This window comes from Kitasatospora sp. NPDC008050 (genome assembly GCF_042957465.1).
Classification (GTDB): domain Bacteria; phylum Actinomycetota; class Actinomycetes; order Streptomycetales; family Streptomycetaceae; genus Kitasatospora.
On sequence record NZ_JBIBIJ010000002.1, the window covers coordinates 315158 to 333210 of the forward strand.

At 71.7% G+C, this 18053-nt stretch carries 16 protein-coding genes and 2 tRNA genes; 14 read left to right on the plus strand and 4 right to left on the minus strand.

What is annotated here, in order from left to right; genetic code table 11:
- Position 1: 1 nt before the first annotated feature.
- The gene (locus ACFZB9_RS04880; RefSeq protein WP_391443633.1) at positions 2-946 is read right to left on the minus strand and encodes an SPFH domain-containing protein; all 945 of its coding nucleotides are present in this window, start codon (positions 944-946) and stop codon (positions 2-4) included.
- Between the two features lie 105 nt (positions 947-1051).
- Between ACFZB9_RS04880 and ACFZB9_RS04885 the strand changes: the two genes are divergently transcribed.
- From ACFZB9_RS04885 to ACFZB9_RS04940, 12 genes are all read left to right on the plus strand, one after another.
- Positions 1052-1969 (plus strand): ABC transporter ATP-binding protein, encoded by a 918-nt coding sequence (locus tag ACFZB9_RS04885; RefSeq protein WP_391443634.1) that lies wholly within the window; start codon positions 1052-1054, stop codon positions 1967-1969.
- Positions 1966-3231, plus strand: coding sequence for an ABC transporter permease (locus ACFZB9_RS04890; RefSeq protein ID WP_391443636.1), 1266 nt, complete (start codon positions 1966-1968; stop codon positions 3229-3231). Before ACFZB9_RS04885 ends, ACFZB9_RS04890 begins: the two co-directional genes overlap by 4 nt.
- 226 nt (positions 3232-3457) lie before the next feature.
- The gene (locus tag ACFZB9_RS04895; protein WP_391443638.1) at positions 3458-3841 is read left to right on the plus strand and encodes a hypothetical protein; all 384 of its coding nucleotides are present in this window, start codon (positions 3458-3460) and stop codon (positions 3839-3841) included.
- A gap of 1 nt (position 3842) precedes the next feature.
- Positions 3843-5633, plus strand: coding sequence for an alpha/beta hydrolase (locus tag ACFZB9_RS04900; protein WP_391443640.1), 1791 nt, complete (start codon positions 3843-3845; stop codon positions 5631-5633).
- Positions 5630-6223, plus strand: coding sequence for a hypothetical protein (locus tag ACFZB9_RS04905; protein ID WP_391443642.1), 594 nt, complete (start codon positions 5630-5632; stop codon positions 6221-6223). The genes ACFZB9_RS04900 and ACFZB9_RS04905 overlap by 4 nt, the downstream gene beginning before the upstream one ends.
- Before the next feature lie 172 nt (positions 6224-6395).
- The gene (locus ACFZB9_RS04910) at positions 6396-7763 is read left to right on the plus strand and encodes an MFS transporter (RefSeq protein ID WP_391443643.1); all 1368 of its coding nucleotides are present in this window, start codon (positions 6396-6398) and stop codon (positions 7761-7763) included.
- A gap of 137 nt (positions 7764-7900) precedes the next feature.
- A tRNA-Thr gene (locus tag ACFZB9_RS04915) sits at positions 7901-7976 on the plus strand.
- A 201-nt stretch (positions 7977-8177) separates the two neighbouring features.
- A complete protein-coding gene (locus ACFZB9_RS04920) occupies positions 8178-8846 on the plus strand; it encodes a LuxR C-terminal-related transcriptional regulator (protein WP_391443645.1) in 669 nt (222 codons plus the stop codon).
- Between the two features lie 278 nt (positions 8847-9124).
- Positions 9125-10312, plus strand: a complete 1188-nt coding sequence (gene galT, locus ACFZB9_RS04925) for a galactose-1-phosphate uridylyltransferase (protein ID WP_391443646.1) — start codon at positions 9125-9127, stop codon at positions 10310-10312.
- On the plus strand, positions 10309-11277 hold the full coding sequence (galE, locus tag ACFZB9_RS04930) for a UDP-glucose 4-epimerase GalE (RefSeq protein ID WP_391443648.1): 969 nt from the start codon (positions 10309-10311) through the stop codon (positions 11275-11277). The genes galT and galE overlap by 4 nt, the downstream gene beginning before the upstream one ends.
- A gap of 42 nt (positions 11278-11319) precedes the next feature.
- Positions 11320-12453, plus strand: coding sequence for a galactokinase (galK, locus tag ACFZB9_RS04935; protein WP_391443649.1), 1134 nt, complete (start codon positions 11320-11322; stop codon positions 12451-12453).
- Between the two features lie 201 nt (positions 12454-12654).
- Positions 12655-13548: a LuxR C-terminal-related transcriptional regulator gene (locus ACFZB9_RS04940; RefSeq protein ID WP_391443650.1), complete on the plus strand. Its 894-nt coding sequence runs from the start codon at positions 12655-12657 to the stop codon at positions 13546-13548.
- Positions 13549-13575: 27 nt separating this feature from the next.
- On the opposite strand, the gene ACFZB9_RS04945 is transcribed toward ACFZB9_RS04940, so the two are convergent.
- From ACFZB9_RS04945 to ACFZB9_RS04955, 3 genes are all read right to left on the minus strand, one after another.
- Positions 13576-14073 (minus strand): MarR family transcriptional regulator, encoded by a 498-nt coding sequence (locus ACFZB9_RS04945; protein ID WP_327068526.1) that lies wholly within the window; start codon positions 14071-14073, stop codon positions 13576-13578.
- Positions 14074-14221: 148 nt separating this feature from the next.
- Positions 14222-14905 carry a TetR family transcriptional regulator gene (locus ACFZB9_RS04950; protein ID WP_391443652.1) on the minus strand — a complete coding sequence of 228 codons (684 nt, stop codon included), beginning with the start codon at positions 14903-14905 and terminating at the stop codon, positions 14222-14224.
- A 26-nt stretch (positions 14906-14931) separates the two neighbouring features.
- Positions 14932-15900, minus strand: coding sequence for an acyl-CoA desaturase (locus tag ACFZB9_RS04955; protein WP_391443653.1), 969 nt, complete (start codon positions 15898-15900; stop codon positions 14932-14934).
- A gap of 252 nt (positions 15901-16152) precedes the next feature.
- On the opposite strand from ACFZB9_RS04955, the gene ACFZB9_RS04960 reads away from it, so the two are divergent.
- Together ACFZB9_RS04960 and glmU are read left to right on the plus strand one after the other, a co-directional pair.
- A tRNA-Gln gene (locus ACFZB9_RS04960) sits at positions 16153-16225 on the plus strand.
- 199 nt (positions 16226-16424) lie between these two features.
- The gene (glmU, locus tag ACFZB9_RS04965) at positions 16425-17882 is read left to right on the plus strand and encodes a bifunctional UDP-N-acetylglucosamine diphosphorylase/glucosamine-1-phosphate N-acetyltransferase GlmU (RefSeq protein WP_391443655.1); all 1458 of its coding nucleotides are present in this window, start codon (positions 16425-16427) and stop codon (positions 17880-17882) included.
- Positions 17883-18053 lie beyond the last annotated feature (171 nt).

Here is an 18053-nt window from a genome sequence, read left to right on the forward strand (position 1 = left end):
CTCACTGGTAGAGCGAGCCGGTGTTGACCACCGGTTGCGTGCCGCGGTCGCCGCAGAGCACCACCAACAGGTTGCTCACCATGGCGGCCTTGCGCTCCTCGTCGAGTTCGACCACGTCGTGCTCGGCGAGCCGGGCCAGGGCCAGTTCGACCATGCCGACGGCGCCTTCGACGATCCGGGTCCGGGCCGCGACCACGGCGCCGGCCTGCTGGCGCTGCAGCATCACCTGGGCGATCTCCGGGGCGTAGGCCAGCCGGGTGATCCGGGACTCGATCACGGTCACCCCGGCCGAGGCGACCCGGGCGGCGATCTCGGCGGACAGGGTGCGGGTGATCTCCTCGGCGCTGTCGCGCAGCGAGATCAGGCCCTCCTCGCGGGAGTCGTAGGGGTAGCTGTTGGCGATGTGGCGCACGGCGGTCTCGGACTGGATGGAGACGAACTGGCGGAAGTCGTCCACCTCGAAGACGGCCTTCGCGGTGTCCTCCACCTGCCAGACGACCACCGCGGCCATCTCGATCGGGTTGCCCTCGGCGTCGTTGACCTTGACCGTCGCGGTCTCCTGGTTGCGGATCCGGGTGGACACCGTGCGCAGGTTGCTGAACGGGTTGACCCAGGTCAGCCCGGGGCGGCGCAGGGTGCCGCGGTAGCGGCCGAGCAGCGTGACCACGCGGGCCTGGCCGGGGGCGACCACGGCCAGGCCGCGGGTGCAGACCAGGCCGGCCAGCACCGCCAGGACGCCGATGGCGAGCAGGGTGACGCCGGGGGCGCCGTGGTGGTTCGCGGCCAGCGCGATGCCGGTGACGACCAGTGCGATGCCGCCGAGCAGCAGGAGCAGGCACAGGGTGAGCATCGGCAGGCCGGGGGCGCCGGTGGCGGCGCGTTCCTCGACCTTGGGCGCGGGCATGGCGGGAAGGTCGGTGACGGGTGGTTGCTGGTTCTGGCTCATCGCGAGGTTTCCTTCCGTCCAGCTGTTGGCATCAATCTAGCATAGTGATATCACTTTATTGGGCGGTCGAAACCGGGACCGGTCAGCAACGGGAGGAGCAGGGCAGTGAACCTGAGCGAGCGAAGGCTGGAGGTGGACCGCGTCTCCAAGCGCTACGGCGACACCGTGGCGCTGCGCGAGATGACGTTCGACGTCCGTTCCGGGGAGATCTTCGGCTTCGTCGGCAGCAACGGCGCCGGCAAGACCACGACCATGCGGATCGTGCTCGGCGTGCTGGCGGCGGATGCCGGGGAGGTGCGCTGGGCCGGCGACCGGGTCACCCTGCGCACCCGCAGCCGGATCGGCTACATGCCCGAGGAGCGCGGCCTCTACCCGCGGATGCGGGTCGGTGAGCAACTGGAGTACCTGGCCAGGCTGCACGGCCTGAGCGCGGCCGAGGCCGCCCGGGCCACCCGCGAGTGGACCGAGCGGCTGGGCGTGGCGTCCCGGATCGGCGACGAGGTGCAGAAGCTCAGCCTGGGCAACCAGCAGCGGGTCCAGCTCGCCGCCGCCCTGGTGCACGACCCGGTGATCCTGGTGCTGGACGAGCCGTTCTCCGGGCTGGACCCGGTGGCGGTGGACGTGATGAGCGAGGTGCTCCGGGACAAGGCGGCCGCCGGGGTGCCGGTGATCTTCTCCAGCCATCAGCTGGAGCTGGTGGAGCGGCTCTGCGACCGGGTCGGCATCGTCCGCTCCGGCGCGATGGTCGCCTGCGGCCCGGTCGACGAGCTGCGGTCCGGCGGCGAGCTGGTGGTGGTGGACGCGCCGGCGGCCCCGAGCGGCTGGGCGGGCGGGGTGGCCGGCGTCGCCTCGCACCGGATGGAGGGCGGCCGCACCGTCCTCGAACTCGCGCCGGGCGCCGACGACCAGGCGGTGCTGGCGGCGGCGCTGGCCACCGGGCCGGTGCGCGAGTTCGCCCGTCGGCGGCCGTCGCTGACCGAGCTGTTCCGGCACGTGGTGAGCGAGCAGGAGGACGCGTCATGAGCGGCACGAACGGAACGAGTGGGATGAACGGGACCACAGGGGCCGGCGGGACCGACGGCCGGGACATCAGGCTGGAGTCGCGCGACGCCATCACCCTGGTGGCCCGGCGCGAGTGGAGCGCCCGGGTGCGCTCCAAGGCGTACCGGATCAGCCTCGCCGTGATGGTGCTGGCGGTCATCGCGACCAGCGTGATCTTCCACTTCGTGCACACCGGCGGCCCGAGCACCCAGACGGTCGGCCTGCTGCGCCAGGACGCCTCGCTGTCCGCGCCGTTGGAGGCCGCGGGTGCCGCCGCCGGGCAGCACGTGGTGACCCGGACCGTCCCCGACCAGTTGGCCGGCCAGGCCCAGGTGCGCGACGGGCAGCTCGGCGCCCTGGTGGTGAGCGTGCCGCAGGGCCTGCAGGTCACCGTGAACAAGTCCCTGGACGGCACGCTGCGCGGCGTGCTCGGTGCGGTCGCGCGCGAGCAGGCGCTGGACGCCCAGATCACCCAACTCGGCGGTGATCCGGGCCAGGTGGCCAAGGCGGCGGGTGCGGCGACCGTCCAGGTGTCGACCCTGCAGCCGCCCAAGCCGGCCCACACGCAGCACCTGATCGTGGGGATCGTCGCCGGCTTCCTGATCTACCTCTCCCTGATGACCTGCGGTCCGATGATCGCGCAGGGCGTGGTCGAGGAGAAGAGCAGCCGGGTGGTCGAACTCCTGCTGGCCACCCTGCGCCCCTGGCAGCTGATGGCGGGCAAGGTGCTCGGCATAGGGCTGCTCGGCCTGGTCCAGGTCGCCGTGGTCGGCGGCGCGGGCGTGGCCTCGGGCAAGCTGACCGGCACCCTGTCGCTCTCGGTCGGCGGCTCGGCCTCGGCCGTGCTCTGGGCGGTGGCCTGGTACCTGGCCGGCTTCGCCCTCTACGCCAACCTGTTCGCCGCGGCGGGCGCCCTGGTCTCCCGTCAGGAGGACCTGGCCGGCGTTCAGTTCCCGCTGGTCATGCCGATCATGGCCTCCTGGGTCATCGGCATCTCGGTGCTCCCCGGCACCCCGGACAACGGCCTGCTCGCCGTCCTCTCGATGGTCCCGCTCTTCGCCCCGGTGCTGATGCCGATGCGGATCGCTGTGGGCGTGGCGCCCATCTGGCAGAGCGTCACGGCGCTGCTGCTCACTCTCGTCCTGGCCGTGCTCCTGATCCGCCTCGCCGCACGCATCTACCGCAACTCGGTCCTCCGCAGCGGCGCCCGCGTCAGCTGGCGTGAGGCCCTGAAGGCGGCGTAGGGGCGACTGAACATCTCACCTGGTCCGCCCCGGACGCTCGCGACCTCCCATCGCGTCGAGCCGGAGCGCACCAGGTGATCTTCTTCGTGAGGCCGGGATCGTTTGGTATCGAACTGAGTACCTATACTCAGGCGCGCCACCGGTACCTTCCGTAGCGTGATCGATCTGTTGACGGAGCGTTCCGGTGGGGCCTGTTGGGAGCACAGGGAGGGACGGTGGAGAGGGCATGAACAGTGGTGGGGGGCTCGGCTCGGGATTCCGCGTGAATCCGGACGAGTTGGAGGGGGCAGGTAACAACGCCGAGCAGGTGGCGGGGCAGATACCCGGGGAGACCACGGCGGTTGTGGGGCCGAGCGAACAGGCCACCAACAGCCTGCGTGGCTGGCAGACCGGGGGCGCGCTGCATGACTGTACGGCGGCCTGGAAGTCGCTGCTCGCCGCCCTCGCTGGAGAGATGGACCAGGCGGGCATGAACCTGGTCGCCAACGCGCAGGCATACCGTGCTGCGGATGGGGGAGCCGCCGCAGTCATGAGCGCGCCGGTTGGCGAGGCGTCAGATCTGGTGGCAGTCAATGGCGGCCCGGGCTCGGCCGCTCTCAGGGAGGCCTGAGGTGGATCTCAGCTCTCTGCGCGACGCCAAGCCCACTGACCTCCTCGCCGCTGCCGACGCGTACCAGACGCTCGATACCTCCTTCGGCACTCACGCGCAGAGTTGGAAGACCGGCACCGCTGATCGTGTCCACAGCTCGGACTGGAGCGGCCCAACCGCCGATGCCGCGCTGCCCTCCATCGATGCCACGACCAGCAAGCTGCAGTCCGCGAGCATGGAGTTGAGCTTCATCAGCCGCGTACTGCGCGATGGCGCCGAGGCCTTCATGCTGGCCCAGTCCCAGTTGGCCCAGGCCCTGGCTGACGCCAAGGCCCAGAACCTGACGGTGGACGAGGCCGGCCGGGTCAGCTGGACTTCGGAGCCGTCCGGAGCCGAAAACAGCCAGCCGGATGAGGGCCAACTCAAACAGCAGCACGCCCAGGACATCAGTGACCGCATCAACAAGGCCCTGGCTGACGCCACGGATGCCGACCTGACCACCGCTCAGCGTCTTCAGCACTACACGGACAACGCCATCAGCAAGGCCGGCCTTGACCTCGGAACTGCCTACTCCGACTTCAACGCCTCCATAGACCCGTTCTCCAATCCGAGTCTGATGGCAAGCAGGTTCCCGGCGGCGAACGCCTCGCCCCGGCAGGTCAGCGCTTGGTGGAACGGCCTCACCCCGGACGAACAGAAGCGCCTGCTCGCCGATTACCCCGACCAACTCGGTAACCGCGACGGGATACCGTCCGACGTCCGTGACCAGGCCAACCGGGCCAACCTGCCCAAGCTGATCCAGCAATACCAGAGCATGCCGCAGCCGCTCTCGCCCGCGGACCAGCAGAAGTTGGACGGATTCAAAGCCATTCAGCAGAAAGTGCAACAGGGCGATGACGACGCGGCACTCGGAAAGGGCCCGAAGCCGTATCTGCTCGGGGTCAGTGCGGACGGTCAGGGGCGTGGCATCCTCTCCTACGGCGACCCGGACACCGCCGACAACGTCTCCGCGTACGTTCCCGGAGTCGGCACCACGTTGAGCAACGCTGGTGGCAAGGACGCGGACCGGGCACGGAACGTCTACGATTCGGCCAGTTCGGCGGCCCCCGGGCAGAGCACGGCCTCCATTGTCTGGCTCGGCTACGATGCCCCGCCGGCGGCTTCGGCCGACTCCGCCGGCGACATCGCCAGCGCTGAGCGCGCCAAGGTCGGTGCTGTTTCGTACGACCAGTTCCTGGACGGGCTCCGAACGACCCACCAGGGGCAGCCCGCACACGTCACGGCGATCGGGCACAGTTACGGTTCTCTGCTGGTTGGTCAGGCGGCCCAACGACCAGGCGGGATTCCCGCAGACGACGTGGTTCTCGTTGGGAGCCCGGGAACGGGAGCCGATAGTGCGTCGCAGCTGAGCGTGGGGGCCGGGCATGTCTATGTGGGTGGGGCGATGGTGGACCCGGTAACCCGGACCCCCTCGCCCGGCGAGGTGATCGGTGATGGCGTGGTCGGCGGTCTTGTCGGTGGCGTCGTCGGTGGCCCGCTTGCTCCGATCACCATCCCGATCGGTGCGGTGACCGGTGCCGTGACGGGACACACCATCACTGGCAGTGACGACGGCTGGTTCGGTAAGGACCCGGCGAGCGCGGCATTCGGTGCGCAGCGCTTCAAGGTGGCGGACGGCGACATCTCCGATCCGTTCGCCGCGCACTCGGAGTACTTCGACAAGGACCCGAACGGCCCGTCCGAGTCGCTCTACAACATCGGCAGGATCGTGGCCGGACACGGTGACCAGATCGACCGGGAGGAGGGCCGATGACCGGGCGTATCGCGGGTCTGCTCGGGCTACGGGCGCTTGAGGTGATGCTGGGCACGGTCCTGTCCGTGGTCCTGATCGGCGGTTGTTCCTCGACGGGTTCGGGAAGGGCGTCGGTCATGGAGTACACCGCGGCTCGGGATTTGATCGACCAGGTCCTGAACGACACCTTCGACTCCGTCACCCCGAAGCTGGCCTGGGAGGACGACCACTTCTACCTCGTTCCCGACACTGCCGGAACGGGAGGGGACAAGGACACCGGCTCGGCGAAGCGGAGTCGCAACGTCATGACCCTGGTCTCCCCGGCCAAGGCCGACCTGCTGATCACGATGGTCAAGGATCACTGGACCGCACGCGGCTACACGGTGCTTCCGCCGGCCCGGGGGGCGCCACCGCATGTCCTTTACGCCACGACACCCCAGGGGTACCGGCTCTCGCTCGACGCGAGCAAGGCGGGTGTCGTTTTCTGCGACGTGACGGTCGAGGACGTCAAGGTGGCGCCCCACACGTATTACCCCTTCATGGATCAGGAGACCGGCCCGCGATTCGACGCGCATGCGCAGAAGGTTGATGACCCTTACTGGTCGCACTGAGGATCGTGTGGCCGCGCCCAGGGGCTCGGCTGGGGCCGGTGTGCGCAAATCGGCGGGGTGGGCGCTGTGGCGCGGTGGGGCGGCGTGAGGGTGGGGGTGCGCGCCCCCGTCACTCGGGCGGCGGATGACGGGGGCGGGGCTGCCGGGGGAGGGTCGGGGTATGGCGATTGACATGGCGTCAGATCAGGGCGTCCCGGGGCCCGGTGCGGGTGAGGGTCTCGGGCGGGTGGCTGTTGCCGCTTTCGTCGGGACGGCGATCGAGTACTACGACTTCTTCCTGTACGGGATGGCGGCGGCGCTCGTCTTCGGGCGCGAGTTCTTCCCGGTGCTCAGTCCGGTCAACGCGCTGCTCGCGGCTCTGTCGGTCTACGCGGTGGCGTTCGCGGCCCGGCCGGTGGGTGCGGTGCTGTTCGGGCACTTCGGCGACCGGGTGGGCCGCAAGACCGTCCTGGTGGTGTCGCTGCTGATGATGGGGCTGTCGACGGCGGCGGTGGGTCTGATGCCCGGGTACGGCCGGCTCGGGGTCTGGTCGCCGGTGCTCCTGGTGCTGCTGCGGTGCTGCCAGGGGATCGGGCTGGGCGGCGAGTGGGGCGGCGCGGCGCTGTTGCTCGCGGAGTACGCGCCGGTGCGTCGGCGCGGCCGCAGTGGCGGGTATCTGCAGCTCGGGGCGGCCCTGGGCTCGGCGCTCGCCACCGCGGTCTTCCTGGCCCTCTCGCTGGGCCTGAGCGAGGGCGAGTTCACCGACTGGGGCTGGCGGCTGCCGTTCCTCGGCTCGCTGGTGCTGGTCGGGGTCGGGCTCTTCGTCCGGCTGCGGATCGCCGAGACGCCGGTCTTCGCCGCGACCGAGGCGGGCGCGCGGTCCCCGGTGCCGCTGCTGACGGTGCTGCGCGGGCACTGGCGCACGGTGCTGCTCGGCGGCGGCCTGCTCTGCTTCGGCTACGCGCTCTTCTATCTGACCGGCACCTATGCCCTCGGCTACGCCACCGGCCAGTTGGGCCTGGACCGGACGCTGATGCTCAGCCTGCAGCTGGTCGCCGCGCCGGGCGGAGCGCTGGCCATCTGGTTCAGCGCGGCGCGCTCGGACCGCTGGGGGCGGCGACGATCACTGCTGGCCGCCTTCGGGGTGGCGATCGTCTGGGCACCCCTCTTCTTCCCGCTGCTGGAGACGCTGCGGCCGGTCCTGCTGCTGTTCGCGATGGTCGTCACGGGGGTGCTGTCGGGGCTGCTGCTCGGTCCGGTCGGGGCCTACCTGCCGGAGCTCTTCCCGACCTCGGTGCGGTACACCGGCGCCGCGCTCACCTACAACCTCGGCGGCGTGGTGGGCGGGGCCATGGCGCCGCTGCTCGCCACCCGGCTGACCGCCGCCTACGGCACGGCGACGCCGGTGGGCTGGTGCCTGGCCGTGCTGGGCCTCGCCTCGGTGCTCTGCCTGCTCGCCCTCCCCGAGACGAACGGCCGGGACCTGACCGCCGATCAGCGGGCAGCCGACCACGCCGGCCGTCGGCCCTCCGCGGCCGTCAGCGGGGGTCAGGCGATCTAGGACCGGCCCGGGACACGGCCCAGGATCCCGGCCTGTCCGGCGGTGTGCCGGCGCCGGCGGGGCGCGTGGCACCTGGCAGACATCGATTTCCCAAGACCCGCGATGACCATGTAATGTCTTCCTCGTTCGACCGGTTCGCCCCTATAGCTCAGTCGGTAGAGCGTCTCCATGGTAAGGAGAAGGTCTGCGGTTCGATTCCGCATGGGGGCTCCATCGGAGAAGGTCCTCGCCAGCACGGCGAGGGCCTTTTTCGTTATCCTCGCTGCCACCGTTCCATCCAGTACTCATCCAACCCGCCGGTATCTAGCGATCGGGTCCGCGATGCGCTGTGATGGGGCGTCAACAGTGGTGTGGCGTAAGGCCGGTACGCGTCGCGCGGATGCGGCTCCGCGCAGGTTGTGGGGGAGGGGCCCCTTGGGCGTGCGGCTCGTCGTCGTCGATGATCACCGGTTGCTGGCCGAGGCACTGGCGGCGGCGCTACAGGTGCGCGGTCACCGGGTGCTGGCGGTGGGGTGTCCCACGGCAGCCGGGCCCGAACTGGTCGCCCAGCGCCGACCGGAGGTCTGCCTGCTCGGCGTGGCCCGCCCGGGCAGCCCGGGCGCCTTCGCGCCGGTGCGCAGGCTGCGGCAGGAGCGGCCGGAGGTCGCCGTCGTGGTGCTCGGTCCGGTGGACGACCTGCGCGGGGTGGCGAACGCCTTCTCGGCGGGGGCGGCCGGCTTCGTGCGCAGTGACGAGCGGATCGAGGTGGTGGACCGCTCGATCACCCGGGCCAGGGCAGGTGAGGCCGCCGTGGCGGTGGAGGTCCTCCAGGCGGCCTTCGAGCGGCTGCTGCACCCGGTGCGGGAGCCGGACGACGAGGCGCTGCGGCTGCTCGGCGCGCTGACCCGCCGCGAGGTCCAGGTGCTGGCCCGGATCGCCGAGGGGCAGGACACCCAGGAGATCGCGGTCGGGATGGGGATCGCCCCGAGTACGGCGCGCACCCATGTCCAGCGGGTGCTGATGAAGCTGGGGGCCCGTACCCGGCTGGAGGCGGCGGCCGTGGCCGACCGTACCGGCCTGCTCGCCCGCCTGGTCCGCGAGTAGCGCCGGAGTCTGGGGCCCGGAGTCTGGGGCCCGGTGGCCCGGTGGCCCGGTGGTTCGGTGGCCCGGGCCCGTGGGTCCGCGAGGAGCACCGGGCGGGGCCCGCTGCTGCCCCGGCCCCGAGCCGCCCGCCCGTTCACGCTGCCGTCCGATCCGCCCGCCCGCCCTGCCGTGCTGCCCGGAACGCGCCGTCCACGCCCGAATCTGTTGACTGCTGATGAGTAATGTTTGATTATGTGTGATGCAGTCAACGGCAGCGGGCCACAGCGAGGGCGGACACTGTGCGGAAGACCACGACCAAGCTGGCGGACGGCCGCGAGCTGATCTACTACGACCGGGACGAGTCGGCCTCCCGTGACGTGCGCGACCGGCGCCCACTGGAGGCGCCCGTCAATCTGGCCGAGGTCCGCCGCGACCCGGTGCTCGGTGACTGGGTCACCGTGGCCGCGCACCGCCAGAGCCGCACCTACCACCCACCCGCCGACGAGTGCCCGCTCTGCCCGAGCCGGGACGGCCGGCTGAGCGAGATCCCGGCCGCCGACTACGACGTGGTGGTCTTCGAGAACCGGTTCCCCTCGCTCGCCGCCGACGCGGCGGCCCACGTTCACGCGGTGAACGCCGCGGCGCTGGGTATCGCAGGCACGACGGGCCCGCCCGGTGCGCCGCTCGGCGCCCCGGCCGACCGGCCCCTGCACCTGGCCCGTCCCGGCGTCGGCCGCTGCGAGGTGGTCTGCTTCACCGCCGACCACCACGCCTCCTTCGCCGACCTCGACGAGTCCAAGGCGCGCCTGGTGCTGGATGCCTGGACCGACCGCAGCGCCGAACTGAGCGCGCTGCCCGACGTCGACCAGGTCTTCTGCTTCGAGAACCGCGGCGCGGAGATCGGCGTGACGCTGGCTCATCCGCACGGTCAGATCTACGCCTTCCCGTTCGTCACCCCGCGCACCGCCAAGATGGTCGTCCAGGCCGACGAACACCGCGCCCGCACCGGCCGCAACCTCTTCGAGGACCTGCTGCGCGCCGAGCGCGCCGACCCCGTCAGAGTGGTGCTCACCGGCGAGCACTGGACGGCCTTCGTCCCGTTCGCCGCCCGCTGGCCCTACGAGGTGCACCTCTACCCGAACCGCCGGGTGCCGGGCCTGACCGGACTGACCGAGGCCGAGCGGGCCGAGTTCCCCGGCCTCTACCTGGAGTTGCTGCGCCGCTTCGACCGGCTCTTCACCGATGCGCCCTCGACCCGGCCGGCCCCGGAGGCCGAGGCGCCGCCCCCCACCCCCTACATCGCCGCCTGGCACCAGGCGCCCCGCCGCGGTGGCGCCGAGCTGGCACTGCATCTGGAGCTGTTCACGATCCGACGTACGGTAGGCAGGCTGAAGTTCCTCGCCGGCGTCGAGTCCGGCATGGACGCGTTCGTCAACGATGTGTCGCCAGAGGCGGCGGCACAACGCCTGCGGGAGGTCGCGATATGAGCAAGTACCTGGTCACCGGCGGTGCCGGCTATGTCGGCAGCGTGGTTGCCGCCCACCTCCTGGAGGCGGGTCACCAGGTCACCGTGCTGGACGACCTCTCCACCGGGTTCCGCGAGGGTGTCCCGGCCGGTGCCGAGTTCGTCAACGGCCGGATCCAGCAGGCCGCCGAGGTGCTGGACTCCTCCTTCGAGGCCGTGCTGCACTTCGCCGCCTCCTCGCAGGTCGGCGAGTCGGTCGCGGACCCGGAGAAGTACTGGCGCAACAACGTGGCCGGCTCGCTGGAGCTGGTCAGCGCGATGCGCAAGGCCGGCGTGCGCAAGCTGGTCTTCTCCTCCACCGCCGCGGTCTACGGCGAGCCGGAGCTGGTCCCGATCGCCGAGACCGCCCGTACCTCGCCGACCAACGCCTACGGCGCCACCAAGCTGGCGGTGGACCACCTGATCACCAGCGAGGCGATCGCCCACGGCCTGGCGGCGGTCAGCCTGCGCTACTTCAACGTGGCCGGTGCCTACGGCGCCTACGGCGAGCGGCACGACCCCGAGTCGCACCTGATCCCGCTGGTCTTCCAGGCCGCGCTCGGCCGGCGCCCGCACATCGCGGTCTACGGGGAGGACTACCCGACCCCCGACGGCACCTGCATCCGCGACTACATCCACGTCGCCGACCTGGCCGACGCCCACCTGCTGGCGCTCACCGCGGCCAAGCCGGGCGAGCACCTGATCTGCAACCTGGGCAACGGCAGCGGCTTCTCGGTCCGTGAGGTGATCGAGTCGGTCAAGCGGGTCACCGGGCGCGAGATCCCGGTGGTCATGGCCGAGCGCCGCCCGGGTGACCCGGCCGTGCTGGTCGCCTCCGCCGAGCAGGCCCACACCCGGCTGGGCTGGACCCCCAAGCGTCCCGAGCTGGACGACATCGTGGCCGACGCCTGGACCTTCACCCTGAACAAGAGCGCCGCGAACCAGTAGCGGCGGGACCCGAGCAGTAGCCAGACCGCGGGAGAGCGAAACGTGAGAGAGCAGTTCGAGCGGATCTTCGGTGCCGCCCCCACGGGCGTGTGGGCGGCACCGGGCCGAGTGAACCTGATCGGCGAACACACCGACTACAACGACGGGTTCGTCCTGCCGATCGCTCTCCCGCAGGCGGTGAAGGTGGCGGCCCGGGCCCGCCCGGACGGTCGGCTGCGCCTCTACAGCGCCCAGGGCGACGACGTGGTCACCGACCTGTCGGTGGCCGAACTCGCCCCGGGCGCGGTGACGACCTGGGCCGGCTACCCGGCCGGCGTGGTCTGGGCGCTGCGCGAGGCGGGGTACCGGGTCGGCGGCGCCGACCTCTACTTCGACAGCGACGTGCCGAGCGGGGCCGGACTCTCCTCCTCCGCCGCGCTGGAGTGCGCGGCCGCGGCGGTCTACCGCGACCTGTACGAACTGCGGCTCACCGCAGCCGAGTCGGCGCTGCTCGCGCAGCGTGCCGAGAACCTCTTCGCCGGGGTCCCGTGCGGGGTGATGGACCAGATGGCCTCCGCCTGCTGCACCGAGGGGTCCGCGCTCTACCTGGACACCAGGGATCTGACGCAGCGCCAGGTCCCGTTCTCGCTCGACGAGCAGGGGCTGGTGCTGCTGGTCATCGACACCCGGGTCAAGCACGACCTCGGGGACGGCGCCTATGCCGCGCTGCGGGCCGGCTGCGAACGGGCGGCCGGGCTGCTCGGGCTGGCCGCGCTGCGCGACCTGCCGGCTGCCGCGCTGTCCGGGGCGGTGGCCGAGCTGCCGGCCGAGCTGGGCCCGCTGGTGCGCCACGTGGTGACCGAGAACGTGCGGGTCGGCCAGGCGGTCGGGCTGCTGGAGCAGGGCGACTACGCCGCGCTCGGGCCGATCCTGACGTCGGGACATGCCTCGCTGCGTGACGACTTCAAGGTTTCCTGCCCGGAGACCGACCTGGCGGTCGAGGTGGCGGTGGCGGCGGGTGCGCTGGGCGCCCGGATGACCGGCGGCGGCTTCGGCGGCTCGGTGATCGCCCTGGCGCCCAAGGATGCGGCCGGGCAGGTCGAGCAGGCCGTCATCGGGGCCTTCCTGGCGGCGGGTCACGCCGTGCCGAACATCTTCACGGCGACCGCGGCGGCGGGGGCCCGCCGACTCGCCTGAGGCCGCACGGCGGGCGCGGCCGCCGATCCGCCCCCTAAAACCTCTCCCGCCCCCCGGCGCAGCTGCTGACATCCGTACCGTGACATGGCACAACCTGCCCGGAACTGACGGAATTTCACTGAACTGCCACCTCTCGGCCTGGCACCCCGTACCCTGAGTCCGGTATCGGACGGGGGCCGTACCGGAGCAGGGGGACACCAGATGGGGCGGATCCGCGTCCTGGTGGTCGACGACCACCGGATCTTCGCCGAAGCGCTCGCCACGGCGCTCTCCGCCGAGCCGGAGATCGAGGTCGGCGCCGCCGGTAGTGCGGCCGCCGCCGAGCATGCCCTGGAACGGGCAGCCGCCGAGGGGCGGCCCTTCGACATCCTGCTGGTCGACGCCGATCTCGGCACCGCCGGCGGCTCGCTGGGCCCGCCGCGCCGCCCGCGTCCGGCGGTGGAGCCCGAGGCCGGCCCGGCGCCGGCCCGCCGGGCCGCTGCCGGGGTGGTCCCCGCGCCGCGCCGCCCGGGCAGCGTCCTGGCCCCGCACCGCCCGGCCGCACCGCCGGTGGTGACGGCGGAGCAGCCGGGACCGGTGGCGCCGGTGCGGCGCCCGGTGGACGGGATCGCGCTGCTCGGGCGCTCCTGCCACACCTACCCCGGGCTGCGCGCCGTGGTGCTGGCGGCCGAGGAGGACCCGCGCCGGGCCGTGCGCGCGCTGTACGCGGGGGCGGCGGGCTGGGTCGCCAAGGAGAGTTCGCTGACCCGGCTGCTGACCGTGCTGCGCGGGGTGCTGCGCGGCGAGACCCATCTGCCGCCCACCCTGCTCACCGGCGTGGTACGGGAGTTGACCACGGCCCGGCGCGACCGGACCGAGAGCGAGCGGCTGGTCGAGTCGCTGACGCCCCGGGAGAAGCAGGTGCTGCGCTGCATGGTGGCGGGGCTGGGCCGGCAGGCGGTGGCCGAGCGGCTCTACCTCTCCCCGCACACCGTGCGCACCCACATGCAGAACGTGCTGGGCAAGCTGGGGGTGCACTCCACGCTGGCCGCTGTCGCGCTGGCCCGCCGGGCGGGCGTCGGCCCGGCCGAGTCGGCCGGTGCGCCGACTTCCTGAGCCGACCTGAGCCGACCTGAGCCGGTCTCAGCCCGGGATGTTGTCGAACGGTGCGACCAGCTGCCGCAGCAGCGCTGCCAGCTCGCCCTGCTGCTGCCCCGACAGCTCGGCCAGCAGCTCGCGCTCGTGGGCGAGCAGTCCGGCCAGCGCCTGGTCCGCCTTCTCCTGCCCGGTCTCGGTGAGCCGCACCAGCACGCCGCGCCGGTCGTCCGGATCGGGCAGCCGCTGCACCAGGTCCTTGCCGGCCAGGCGGTCGATCCGGTTGGTCATGGTGCCCGAGGTGACCAGGGTCTGGGTGAGCAACTGGCCGGGGGAGAGCTGGTAGGGGCGCCCGGCCCGGCGAAGCGCCGTCAGGACGTCGAACTCCCAGGGCTCCAGACCGTGCTCGGCGAAGGCCGTGCGGCGGGCCCGGTCCAGGTGGCGGGCGAGCCGGCTGACCCGGCTGAGCACCTGCAGTGGTTGCACGTCGAGGTCGGGGCGCTCTCGGCGCCATGCTGCGACCAGGCGGTCGACCTCGTCCTCCATGTGGATCAGTGTATCGGGGGTTCTGTCGATATGAAGCCTCTTGACATCGAGAAAACCCCTGACCGAAACATTCCGGTGGTGCGGCGGCACCTTCCGGTGGTGCGGCGGCGCCGGGCGCGCGAGGCCGCCGCCCGCCCGGCGAGCGGCCTCAGTTCTGCCGCTCGCCGACCAGCTTGGGATGCCGCTCCATGCCCTCCAGGCCGTGCCAGGCCAGGTTGACCAGGTGCGCGGCGACCTCGGCCTTGCCCGGCTTGCGCACCTCCAGCCACCACTGCCCGGTCAGCGCGACCATGCCCACCAGCATCTGCGAGTACATCGGCGCGAGCCGGGCGTCGAAGCCGCGGGCCTTGAACTCCAGGCCCAGGATGTCCTCGACCTGGGTGGCGATGTCGCTGATCAGCGAGGCGAAGGTGCCGGTGGACTGGGCCACCGGTGAGTCGCGGACCAGGATCTTGAAGCCGTCGGTCGAGGTGTCGATGTAGTCCATCAGCGCGAAGGCGGCCTGTTCGAGCAGCTCGCGGGAGTGGCCACCGGTGAGTGCGCCGGTGACCATGTCGAGCAGCAGCTGCATCTCGCGGTCCACCACCACCGCGTAGAGGCCCTCCTTGCCCCCGAAGTGCTCGTACACCACCGGCTTGGAGACGCCCGCCCGCTCGGCGATCTCCTCCACCGAGGTGCCGTCGTAGCCGCGCTCGGCGAAGACGGAGCGCCCGATGTCCAGCAGTTGTTCGCGCCGTTGCTTGCCCGTCATCCGGACCCGGCCCGCCCGCCCGGTGCCGCCGCGGGCGGGCGGTCGATGGCCGACTGCGCTGTCTCCGTTGCTCCCGTTCACCCCCCCATCATGCTGTAGACGACGGGTCATGCGACGCGCCGGGCGTCAATGCGCCCGGGGCCCGGCCAGCGGACGTCGCGTGCCCAGCCGGCCTGCTCGAACCAGCGGATCAGCCGGGCGGAGGAGTCCAGCTGTCCGCGCAGCACCCCGTGCCGGGCCGAGGTGGGGTCGGCGTGGTGCAGGTTGTGCCAGGACTCACCGCAGGAGAGCACGGCCAGCCACCACACGTTGCCCGAGCGGTCCCGGGATCTGAAGGGGCGCTGGCCGATCGCGTGGCAGATGGAGTTGATCGACCAGGTCACGTGGTGCAGCAGCGCCACCCGGACCAGCGAACCCCAGAAGAACGCGGTGACCGCACCCTGCCAGGACCAGCTGAGCAGCCCGCCCACCAGCGGCGGCAGCAGCATCGAGATGGCGGTCCACAGCCAGAAGAGCCGCGAGACGGTCCGGATGTCGCGGTCCTTCACCAGGTCGGGCGCGTAGATGTGCTGCGGGGTCTGCTCGGAGTCGAAGAGCCAGCCCATGTGTGCCCACCACAGGCCCTTGAGTAGGGCCGGCACGCTCTCGCCGTAGCGCCAGGGCGAGTGCGGATCGCCCGTCTGGTCGGAGAACTTGTGGTGCTTGCGGTGGTCGGCCACCCAGCGCACCACCGGGCCCTCGACGGCCAGGCTGCCGGCCACCGCCATGGCGATCTTCAGTACCCGGCCGGTCTTGAACGAGCGGTGGGTGAAGAAGCGGTGGAACCCGACGGTGATGCCGTGGCAGGTGGTGAAGTACATGACCGTCGCGATCGTCAGGTCCCGCCAGCCCAGCCCCCAGCCCCAGGCCACCGGCACGGCGGCCAGCAGGGCCAGGAACGGCACCGCGATGAAGAGGCCGAGCGCCAGGCGTTCGGGCAGGCCCTGCTTCTCACCGCCGAGCGTGGCGGAGACCTGGGAGGCGGGCCGGGCATTGGACGCGGCGCCGGGCGGCGCCTGGTCGGCCTGGGTCGTCATGGGCGCTCCCTTGAGGGAATACGTTTATGAGAAAACGTGGGAGAAAGCGGGGGAATGGAGCGTGATCGGCACCGGGCCCGGGCGGCCGGAGCCTACGAATGCGTAACTTACGGCATCGTAGGTTGCTGCGCCTGCCAAGGGAAGCAGCTCGCGCCGAGGGTCGGCGGCCATTGGGCCGAACGGTGTGGCACGCCCTGGGGATCGAAGGCGATACCCAGTCAGGGGAGGACTCCGGTATGGTCTGAGCAGCCATCCGCCGTGGGGTAATCGGCAGCCCGCAGGCCTTTGAAGCCTTGCAGTGTTGGTTCGAATCCAACCGGCGGAGCACTTCGCGCGGCCGGGGTCCATCGCCCCGGCCGCGCGCTTGTCGTCTGTGGGCCTGGGCGTGACGCTGTGCGGTCATGGGCGGATTGCGCGGTTATTCTCGGGTCTGGTCATTTCTCGGGCCCTACTCGACGGTGCGGCGTGCGGAGCCGCCCACCCGGACCCGACCCGCTTCCGGTCACCCCCAAGGAGCCTCCCGCGTGAGCGCCAACCCCCTTGCCGCCGTCATCGTGCTCGCCGCCGGTGAAGGCACCCGGATGAAGTCGAAGACCCTGCCCAAGGTGCTGCACCCGATCTGCGGCCGCAGCCTGCTGGGACACGCGGTCACCGCCGCCCAGGAGCTGACGCCCCAGCAGTTGGTGGTGGTGATCGGCCATTTGAAGGAACAGGTCGCCGAGCACCTGGGCGCCGAGCACCCGCAGGCCCGCACGGTGGTGCAGGACGAGCAGAACGGGACCGGCCACGCGGCCCGGATCGCGCTGGAGGCCCTGGCCGCCGACGGGATCACGCTGGACGGCACCGTGCTGGTCACCTACGGGGACGTCCCGCTGCTGACCGCCGACACCATGCGCGCGCTGGTCCAGCAGCACACGGTGGAAGGCAACGGCGTCACCGTGCTGACCGCCGAGGTCCCCGACCCGAGCGGCTACGGCCGGATCCTGCGCGACCCGCGGGAGGGCACCGTCACCGCGATCGTCGAGCACAAGGACGCCGACGCCGCCCAGCTGGCGATCACCGAGATCAACTCCGGCGTCTACGCCTTCGACGGCAAGCTGCTGGCCGACGCGCTGGCCCGGATCGGCACCGACAACGTGCAGGGCGAGGAGTACCTGACCGACACCCTGGAGATCCTGCGCGAGGCCGGTCACCGGGTGGGCGCGCTGATCGCCGCCGACCACCGCGACATCCTGGGGATCAACGACCGGGTCCAGCTCGCCGAGGCCCGCCGACTGCTCAACGACCGCCTGCTGACGGCCGCCATGCGGGCCGGCGTGACCGTGGTCGACCCGGCCACCACCTGGATCGACGCGCAGGTGGGCTACGAGCCGGACGCCGTCCTGCTCCCCGGCACCCAGCTGCACGGGGCCACCCACCTGGGCGAGGGCTGCCGGGTGGGCCCGAACAGCACCCTGACCGACACCGTGGTCCGGGCCGGTGCCACGGTGAGCAACGCGGTGGTCGAGCAGGCCGAGATCGGCGCGGGCGCCAGCGTCGGCCCGTTCGCCTACCTGCGCGGCGGGGTCGCGCTCGGTGCCAAGGGCAAGATCGGCACCTTCGTCGAGGTCAAGAAGTCGAGCATCGGCGCCGGTGCCAAGGTGCCGCACCTGTCCTACATGGGCGACGCCACCATCGGCGAGGGGGCCAACGTGGGCGCGGCCACGATCACCGCCAACTGGGACGGGGTGAACAAGAACCCCACCGTGATCGGCGCGCACGCCCGGGTCGGCACCGACAACATGCTCATCGCCCCGGTCACGATCGGTGACGGCGCCTACACCGGGGCCGGCTCGGTGATCAGCAAGGACGTGCCCCCCGGCGCGCTCGGCGTGAACCGCGCACAGCAGCGCAACATCGAGGGCTGGGTGGCGCGCAAGCGCCCCGGTACTGCTTCCGCCGAGGCCGCGGCCGCCGCGCTGGGTCGGCCTGCCGAGGCCTGAGCCACCCCGCTCAGCGGTGCTGCGGCCCTCCCGGGCCGGACGCTTCACGGGCGGGCGCGTAACCTGGTGTACATACGTGCGCCGTGGGGCTGTAGCCCGTGCCGAGGCGTACCCAATCCCTCGTCGACCACCGGCCCGGACGGCTCCCGCCGCCCGGGTGCGGCGCGGCGG